6 protein-coding genes are annotated in these 5,463 nt (G+C 70.2%); 1 reads left to right on the top strand and 5 read right to left on the bottom strand.

Annotated elements, in window-relative coordinates; all coding sequences use genetic code 11:
• From AD428_RS21970 to AD428_RS21960, 3 genes are all read right to left on the bottom strand, one after another.
• Window positions 1-845: aldose 1-epimerase (locus tag AD428_RS21970; protein WP_053246590.1), on the bottom strand; the 845-nt coding region annotated here is incomplete at its 3' end.
• Between the two features lie 107 nt (window positions 846-952).
• The gene (locus tag AD428_RS21965) at window positions 953-2,164 is read right to left on the bottom strand and encodes a CaiB/BaiF CoA transferase family protein (RefSeq protein WP_053246586.1); all 1,212 of its coding nucleotides are present in this window, start codon (window positions 2,162-2,164) and stop codon (window positions 953-955) included.
• Window positions 2,165-2,194: 30 nt separating this feature from the next.
• A complete protein-coding gene (locus tag AD428_RS21960; RefSeq protein ID WP_053246585.1) occupies window positions 2,195-3,052 on the bottom strand; it encodes an enoyl-CoA hydratase/isomerase family protein in 858 nt (285 codons plus the stop codon).
• A 100-nt stretch (window positions 3,053-3,152) separates the two neighbouring features.
• On the opposite strand from AD428_RS21960, the gene AD428_RS21955 reads away from it, so the two are divergent.
• Window positions 3,153-3,995, top strand: coding sequence for a LysR substrate-binding domain-containing protein (locus AD428_RS21955; protein WP_053246589.1), 843 nt, complete (start codon window positions 3,153-3,155; stop codon window positions 3,993-3,995).
• Between the two features lie 9 nt (window positions 3,996-4,004).
• On the opposite strand, the gene AD428_RS21950 is transcribed toward AD428_RS21955, so the two are convergent.
• Both AD428_RS21950 and AD428_RS21945 read right to left on the bottom strand, forming a co-directional pair.
• Window positions 4,005-5,054, bottom strand: a complete 1,050-nt coding sequence (locus AD428_RS21950; protein WP_053246584.1) for a Bug family tripartite tricarboxylate transporter substrate binding protein — start codon at window positions 5,052-5,054, stop codon at window positions 4,005-4,007.
• Window positions 5,055-5,089: 35 nt separating this feature from the next.
• Window positions 5,090-5,463: AtuA-related protein (locus tag AD428_RS21945; protein ID WP_432205851.1), on the bottom strand; the 374-nt coding region annotated here is incomplete at its 5' end.

The raw sequence follows: 5,463 nt of genomic DNA, 5'->3' as shown, positions 1-5,463 counted from the left end.
CCCGGCTCCAGCACCCGCATGCCCGTGCGCGCCTGGCCCGCCGCCGCCAGGTTGAAGGCATCGGCCACCTGGGTGACCGGCTCCACGCAGAGAAAGTCCGCGCCGGGCGCGGCGTACACCACCAGATGCTCGAAGGCCGCATCGGCGTGCAGGGTCAGCGCGTGCCCGTCGTCCCAGTGCAGCGTGGCCTGGCCGCCCCACTGCGACAGATAGGTGTCGCAGCCTTCGGCGGACTGGCGCAGCTCGCGCACGTGCGTGGTTTCGCTGCCCGTGGCCAGGCCCTCGGCATCGGCCTGCCACCGGCGCCGGGCATGCAGCGTCACGCGCCGCGCGGTGAAATACGGATGGATGCCGAAGCCGAAAGGCATGGGCGTATCGCCCAGGTTGGCCATCTGCAGCGTCAGGCTCAGCCCGCGTCCGCCCAGCCGGTAGCGCTGCACGCACTCGAACGGCCACGGCCAGCCCAGCGGATCGTCCTCCGAGGCCAGCACCAGGTCCACCGACTCCGGCGACTGCGCGCGCACCGTCCAGGCGCGGTACAGGCCGCTGCCGTGGATGGCGTGCGGCCGGCCGGGCAGCGGCCGCAGCGCATGTTCCCGGCCCTCGAAAACGAAGCGCCCGTCGCGGATGCGGTTGGAATACGGAACCAGGGGATACGACCCGGCGCGCGGCCAGCGCGGCGCCGGCCATTGGGTTTCGGTTACCGGAACGATCCATTGATGCTCGCCCGTCGCCAGCCGCGTCAGGCGGCCGCCGGCCGCCGGTGCGAACTCCGCGCGGTGCGCGCCATAGGCGATGGAAACGCGCCCGGCGGCGTCCAGAATTTCGGGAATGGAAGTAGGCATAAGGCTCGTCGCGCGCAGGAAGACGGCGCGCCGCCGGCCGGCAAGCCGCCGCCCCGGGCGGACGCGCTGCCGCCATGATAGCAAGGCCGCGCGGCCCCGGGCGCTGCCTATGCCGGCGCCCGGGCCGCGTCCTTCGACTCCGCCTGCCGGATCACCCCCTTGGACATCAGCCATTCGATCTGCTGCGCCGACAGGCCCGCCTCGCTCAACACCTCCAGCGTGCTCTGGCCGATCTCCTGCGGCGGCCGTCGATAGCTGGCCGGCGTGCGGCTGAGCTTGATGGGCGAGGCCACGGAGCGAAAGCCGTCCACCTCGGCCACCATGCCGCGATGCGCCGTGTGAGGATGGTCCAGCGCCTCGACCACGCTCTGGATCACGCCGCAAGGCACGCCCACCGACACCAGCTTGCGGAACAGCGTCTGCGCATCGAAGCCGCCGAAGGCGCGCTGCAGGTCCTGCTTGAGTTCGAAGCGATGCACGGCGCGTTGGGCGTTGGTGGCATAGCGCTCGTCCTGCGCCAGGTGCGCGTGGCCCACGGCCTCGCACAGGCGCTGGAACTGGTTGTTGTTGCCCACCGCCAGGTAGATGGGGTCCGTGGCGGTGGCGTAGGTGTCGTAGGGTGCGATATTGGGATGGCCGTTGCCGGAACGCAGCGGCGCCCGTCCGGTGAACAACGTGTTGATGGAATGCGGATAGAGGGAAAAGATGGCGCTGTCGTACAGCGCCGATTCCACCGACTGTCCCCTGCCGCTGCGCTCGCGCTCATGCAGCGCCATCAGGATGCCGATCACGGCGTTCAGCCCCGTGGTCACGTCCACGACGGGCACGCCCATGCGCGTGGGCACGCCGTCGGGGTCGCCGTTGATGCTCATGAGTCCGCTGAGCGCCTGCACCGCGGCGTCGTAACCCGGCAGCCCGCCCAGCGGGCCGGTGGCGCCGAAGCCGGTGACGCGGCAGTGGATCAGGCGCGGAAAGCGCCGGCTCAGCGTGTCTTCGTAGCCCATGCTCCAGCGCTCCAGCGTGCCTACCTTGAAGTTCTCGATGAGCACGTCGGCGTCGGCCAGCAGTTGCATCACCACGTCGCGTCCCTGCGGATCGGACACGTCGACGCACACGGTGCGCTTGTTGCGGTTGATGCCGGCAAAGTACGAAGCCATGCCCGCCTCGTTGAAGGGCGGCCCCCAGGTGCGGGTTTCGTCGCCCGCCGGCCCTTCCACCTTGATCACGTCCGCGCCATGGTCGCCCAGGATCTGGGCGCACAGCGGCCCGCCCAGCACGCGCGACATGTCCACGACTTTCAAACCGTCCAATGCTGCCATGATGTCTCCTTTTTTCGCGGCGCTCTGGCGCTATGCCAGATCCAGCGCCGACAGTTCCGCGGCCTCGTTCCAGCGGGCGGGCCGTTTTTCCCTGGCCGCGCTCACTCCTTCCAGGGCTTCCGTACGCATCTGCTGCGCGAACAGCTCGGACGCCGCGTCCAGGTAGCCGCACAGCGCGGCGTTGGATTCCAGGGGCGCCATGGGCAACTGCCCCAGCATGCGCTTGGTGCGCGCCGACGCCTGCGGCGCGGTGGCCAGAATGGATTCCAGCACCTGCCGCGTGAGCGCCGGCAGGGCCTGGTGCGATTCCGCCACGTGATCCAGCAGCCCGATGCGGCAGGCCTCGGCGGCATCGATGCGGCGTCCCGTGAGCATGAGCCGCCGGGCGGCGGGCAGCCCCAGCCGCGCGGCCACGAAGGGCAGGATCTGGCCTGGCACGAGCCCGATGGCCGTCTCGGGAAAACCGAACCGGGCCTCGGGCGATCCGATGGAAATGTCCACCGCGCACGCCAGCCCCGCGCCGCCGCCCATGGCCGCGCCCTGGACGCACGCCACCGTGACCTGCGGCACCTGGGTCAACCGGGTCAGGAACTCGCCGTAGCGCCGGTTGCCGGCCGCGATCGGATCCTTGCCGTCCGGCCCGGCCGCCGCCGCGAGCCGGTCGCCGAGGTTGCCCAGGTTGCCTCCCGCGCTGAACGCCGGCCCCGCGGCCGTGAACAGGATGACGCGCACCCCTCCCAGCGCGGACGCGCTCTCCACGGCCTCGCCCAGCGCCTGCACCATTTCCGCGCCCAGGGGATTCCGGGCGTCGCCCCGGTTCAGGTGGATCCGGAACACCGGCCCCACCCGCGAGGCGCGCACCCACGCTACGCTGTCTTTTTCTTCCATCTCGAACCTCATTCCAAAGAGCCGCCTACAATCGCGGCACAATACGGCGACAAGGGCACACGGGATACCTCATGCAACCGGGGATCGTTCTGCGATGAGCATGCGCAATCTTGATATCGGCCTGCTGCGCACCTTCGTGGCCGTGGCGGAGCGCGAGAACTTCACCAGCGCCGCCGAAAAGGTCTACCGCACGCAGGCCGCGGTGTCGCAGCAGATGCAGAAACTCGAAGCGGTGCTGCAATGCACGCTGTTCGAGCGGGTGGGCCGCCGCAAGAAGCTGACGGCCGAAGGCATGCGGCTGCTGGAATACGCCCGGCGCATGGTCAGCCTCAACGACGAGGCCTACCGCGTCGTCACGCAGCAGGAGTTCACCCAGCCCGTGAAGATCGGCTCGTGCGCCGACGCGGTGGACACGCTGATGCCCGCCTACCTCGAGATCTGCGCCGAGAACTTCCCCAAGCTGAGCATCGACATCCAGGTGGGCCGCAGCCGCTGGCTGGCCTCGGCGCTGCGCAAGGGAGACATCGACCTCATGGTGGACATCGCCCCGCATCCCGAATTTGCGCACACGGTGCTGCGCACCTCGCCCGTGGCCTGGATCGCCGGCGCCCGCTACCACCCCCAGGCGGGCGCCTCGGTTCCGCTGATCCTGATGGAAGCGGCCTGTCCGTTCCGCAGCAGCATGGTGCAGGCGCTGGCCGACGCCCGCATCCCCTGGCACCTTGCCTTCGAAACCTCCACGCTGGCCGGCGTGCGCGCCGCGCTGCGCGCCGGCCTGGGCATCACCGCCCGCACCGTGGAGATGCTGGCGCCCGACCTGCGCGTGCTGGATCCGCTGGCCCGCCTGCCGGCCCTGCCGCCGATCAGTTTCGCGCTGTACTGGCGCGCCGACGCCGACAACGAAAGCGCCATGAAAGTCCGCCATCTGATCGCTCCCCCTTGAACGCGCCGCTCAGGGCTGGCGCATGCCGGCTTCGACGATGATCTTTCCCCACTCCCGGGTATCGCGCGCCTGCAGGCGGCGCAGATAGTCGGGCGACACGGGCGTGGGAACCAGGCCCTTTTTCACGAGAAACTCCTGGCCGGCCGGCGCTTGCAGTGCTTCGCCGATCCAGCGCGACAGCGCGGCCGACACGGGCGGCGGCGTGGTGGCCGTGGCGCTCCACATCGCGATCCACGAGCTGACGTCGAAATCCGGATAGCCCAGTTCGGCCACGGTGGGCACCTCGGGCAGCGTGGCGACGCGCTGGGCGCTGGACAGCGCAAGCGCCCGCACGGCGCCGGCCCGCACCTGGGGCAGCGCGGTCACCATATCGCAGAAGTAGTAGTCGAACTGCCCGCCGATCAGGTCGGTCATGGCCTGCGCGCTGCTCTTGTACGGCACGTTCACGGCGTTGATGCCGCTGAGCTGCTTGAAGCGCTCGCCGGCGATGCGCCCGCCCACGTTGGCGCTGGCGAACGACAGGGGCTGGCCGCTTTTCTTCGCCCAGTCCAGAAAGCCCGCGATCGAGTCCTGCGCAATGCGCCGGGGGTTGACGAGCATGGCGTAGGGCGTGGTGGCCAGCGTGGCCAGCGGCGTGAAATCGGCTTCGGGGTCGTAGCCCAGCTTGCGGTAAATGGTGGCATTGGCCGCATGGGTGGACGAGCCCGAAACCAGCAGGTTGTAGGCATCGCCCGACGGCGCCCGCACCACGAACTCGGCGGCGATGTTGCCGTCCGCGCCGGGCCGGTTTTCCACAATGGCCGGCTTGCCGCCGCGCAGGGCGATTGCCTCGCCCACGTAGCGGGCCAGGCTGTCGGACGCGCCGCCCGCGCCGTACGCCACCACGATGCGGACCTGCTTGTCCAGCCTGGGTTCGGACGCGCCGGCCTGCTGCGCCAGCGCCGCGCGGCCGGCCGGCAGGCCCAGCAGGCCGAGCGCGCCTGCCCTGCGCAACAGCTCCCGGCGCGACAGCAGGAAACGGGACTCCGGATTCGCCACAGGGGCTGAATGTCTGTTCATCTTCTGTCTCCTCGGCTCCGCAAGGCAAGCACGGTTCAAACCGGCGCCAGCTCCGCGGGGCAATCGATTTCCATGTCCAGCAGCATCTGCGCATAGCACTTGCCCAGGGGATCGGACCGCAGGCTGCACGAACCGCCGCCGCCCAACGCGCGCTGCAGCACGAAGTTGAATGCGCCCAGGCCGGGCAGTTCGTAGCGCTGCACCGGGCCGCGCACCAGATGGGCGAAGTAGGCCAGCACGCGCTCGGCCGTCACCTGCTCCCGCAACACCGGCAGCCATCGCGGATGGCGGGCCATCAGGCCGATGTTGGCGTCGTCGCCCTTGTCGCCGCTGCGTCCATGGGCGATGCGTCCCAGCGCGATGCGCACGGCCGGGCCGCGCGGCGGGCGGGCCGGCTCCCCGGCTTGAG

The sequence above is a fragment of the Achromobacter sp. DMS1 genome (genome assembly GCF_001270295.1).
This window is presented reverse-complemented; position numbering and strand designations above follow the sequence as displayed.

Excerpts from the sequence above, each read along its gene's own strand:
- AD428_RS21965 (WP_053246586.1), bottom strand. The coding sequence starts at position 2,164 with ATGGCAGCATTGGACGGTTTGAAAGTCGTGGACATGTCGCGCGTGCTG.
- AD428_RS21960 (WP_053246585.1), bottom strand. The coding sequence starts at position 3,052 with ATGGAAGAAAAAGACAGCGTAGCGTGGGTGCGCGCCTCGCGGGTGGGG.
- AD428_RS21955 (WP_053246589.1), top strand. The coding sequence starts at position 3,153 with ATGCGCAATCTTGATATCGGCCTGCTGCGCACCTTCGTGGCCGTGGCG.
- AD428_RS21950 (WP_053246584.1), bottom strand. The coding sequence starts at position 5,054 with ATGAACAGACATTCAGCCCCTGTGGCGAATCCGGAGTCCCGTTTCCTG.